Here is a 2,671-nt window from a genome sequence, read left to right as displayed (position 1 = left end):
ATGCCGCGTTTTTTGACCTCGCCTGACCAAAAAATATTTCCTTAAACTATAGAACTTTATTTTTGCATCGTTCCTAAAAGAATGATATTAAGTAACAACAGACATTAAAACAATGAATAATATACTCACCATTGCTGACAAAACTTTTAATTCTCGTCTGTTTACAGGCACAGGCAAGTTTAGCCATAACCAATTGATGGAAGAAGCTTTGCTTGCTTCAGGGTCTGAGTTGGTAACTGTTGCCCTCAAAAGGGTAGATGTACAAAACGAACAAGACGATATTCTCAAGCACTTAAACCATCCTCAGTTCCACTTGTTGCCCAATACATCGGGTGCCCGCAACGCCGAAGAAGCCGTGTTAGCGGCACAGTTGGCACGTGAGGCACTGGGTACCAATTGGCTTAAACTAGAGATTCATCCTGACCCTAAATACCTGATGCCTGACCCTATAGAAACCCTCAAAGCCGCTGAGCAACTGGTAAAATTGGGTTTTGTGGTGTTGCCCTACATTCACGCTGACCCGGTATTGTGTAAACGCCTTGAGGAAGTAGGCACCGCTGCGGTAATGCCGTTAGGTTCGCCTATTGGCAGTAACAAGGGCTTGAAAACAATAGATTTTCTTGAGATTATCGTAGAGCAAAGCAACGTGCCAGTAGTGGTGGATGCGGGCATTGGTGCCCCCTCTGACGCAGCAAAGGCAATGGAACTGGGGGCTGATGCAGTATTGGTAAATACCGCTATTGCAGTATCGCCCAACCCGGTAGACATGGGCAAAGCTTTTAAAATGGCAGTAGAAGCAGGGCGCTTGGCTTTTGAGGCAAAACTTGCCCAAACCAGTAGCCAGGCAAGCGCCAGCAGCCCCTTAACCGCGTTTTTGTTTGACGAAGAGTAGTATAACTGAGGTTTAATTACGAGTTTTTCAATTACGAATTACGATTGTACGAAGTTTTTAAAACCCTTTGATATACAGGGATTTATATTTAAATCAAGGGGCTAAATGTAGGGGCTACCCTTGCTGTAATGCAATGGAAGTTCTCGATTTATCGGAATGGTTGCCCAAGTGAAGAGCAAACCTGAGTGCATACGCCGTCTTTTAAAGGAATAAACGACCTTACTTGAATTCGTTTTGATTATGTAAAGTTTTTATTATCAGTGAATTAAAAGACTGCGTGCACTCCTAATTACGAATTTAACCTATCAGTATTTTTTGACGAGGTTAAAAAGTACTGGTAGGTTTTCGAAGATGCCTTTGGGTTTAATTATTATGGAGGCAAGTATTTGATTGGGGTAGATGACTGGAAGGAATACCAGGGGGGGGGGTGAATATATAGAAGTAAACTGAAAAGAACTGTCAACCAATGCTGTTTACTGAGTAGTTGTTTTACGCTCAGGATAGCCACAATGGACTATCGACTGGTTAAGGAAATCGTAAACCATCGACTAAAAACTAAAGAAAACAATGACATTTAAAGATATATTTGCCCAATACAATTGGGACGAGGTAAAAGCGGGCATTTATGATAAAACAGACCGTGACGTAGAACATGCCTTGAACAAAACAGGCAAGCGTGACTTAGAAGACTTCAAAGCCTTGATATCTCCGGCAGCGGCCAAATACCTTGAGCCCATGGCACAACTGAGTAACCAGTTGACTCAAAAGCGTTTTGGCAAAACCATTCAAATGTATTTACCCATGTACCTCTCTAACGAGTGTCAAAACATTTGCACTTATTGTGGTTTTAGCCTTGACAACCCTTTGCGTAGGGTAACCCTGACCGATGCCCAAATCAGGCGCGAGGTAGAAGTAATCAAAGCGTTGGGCTATGACCACATTTTGTTGGTGACTGGTGAGGCAAACAAAACCGTTGGTGTAGATTACTTTAAAAATGCACTGAAACTCATCAAGCCTCATTTTGCGCACATTAGTATGGAGGTACAACCCCTCGACCAACAAGACTATGAAGAGCTGATACCACTGGGGCTCAATACGGTATTGGTATACCAGGAAACCTACCATAAAAACGACTATAAGAAACACCATCCCAAAGGCAAAAAATCTAACTTTGATTACCGCATAGATACCCCCGATCGTTTGGGCAAAGCAGGCATTCATAAAATAGGTTTGGGTGTGCTCATTGGACTGGAAGATTGGCGAACCGATTGCTTTTTTACAGCAGCACACCTGCAATACATGGAGCGTAATTATTGGAAAACCAAGTACTCTATTTCCTTCCCTCGTTTGCGTCCCTTTTCGGGAGGACTAGAGCCCAAGGTAGAAATGAATGACCGAGAGCTGGTGCAAACTATTTGTGCCTACCGTATTTTCAACGAAGAAGTAGAATTGTCGTTGTCTACCCGCGAAACAGAAAAGTTTCGTAACCACATTATTCCGTTGGGCATTACCTCTATCAGTGCGGGCTCTAAAACCAACCCTGGAGGCTATGCAGTAGAGCCTCAGTCGCTTGAGCAATTTGAAATTTCGGACGAGCGTACTCCTGCCGAAATTGCTCACATGATTCGAGCCTGTGGCTATGAACCCGTTTGGAAGGATTGGGACGTAGTGTATAGTTAGAAGCCCTGACAAGGTTCTAGTACATTGGGTACTAAGTTACTCACATATTCTTTGGCGACTTTTGCCCCCTGACTTCCTCGTAAAAAAGTTAGATAGCTA

General features: G+C 43.2%; 2 protein-coding genes. Both read left to right on the top strand.

What is annotated here, in order from left to right; translation table 11 throughout:
• Positions 1-112: 112 nt before the first annotated feature.
• Positions 113-892, top strand: a complete 780-nt coding sequence (locus tag Q0954_RS33585) for a thiazole synthase (protein ID WP_299466341.1) — start codon at positions 113-115, stop codon at positions 890-892.
• Positions 893-1,459: 567 nt separating this feature from the next.
• Positions 1,460-2,572: a 2-iminoacetate synthase ThiH gene (gene thiH / locus Q0954_RS33580; RefSeq protein WP_299466338.1), complete on the top strand. Its 1,113-nt coding sequence runs from the start codon at positions 1,460-1,462 to the stop codon at positions 2,570-2,572.
• The last annotated feature ends 99 nt before the right edge of the window (positions 2,573-2,671 follow it).

Source organism: uncultured Microscilla sp. (genome assembly GCF_947493425.1).
GTDB lineage: Bacteria > Bacteroidota > Bacteroidia > Cytophagales > Microscillaceae > Microscilla.
The sequence above is the reverse complement of the archived record's forward strand: the minus strand, read 5'-3'. Positions and strand labels throughout refer to the sequence as shown.

Coding starts and splice junctions, on each gene's coding strand:
- Q0954_RS33585 (WP_299466341.1), top strand. CDS start 113: ATGAATAATATACTCACCATTGCTGACAAAACTTTTAATTCTCGTCTG.
- thiH (WP_299466338.1), top strand. CDS start 1,460: ATGACATTTAAAGATATATTTGCCCAATACAATTGGGACGAGGTAAAA.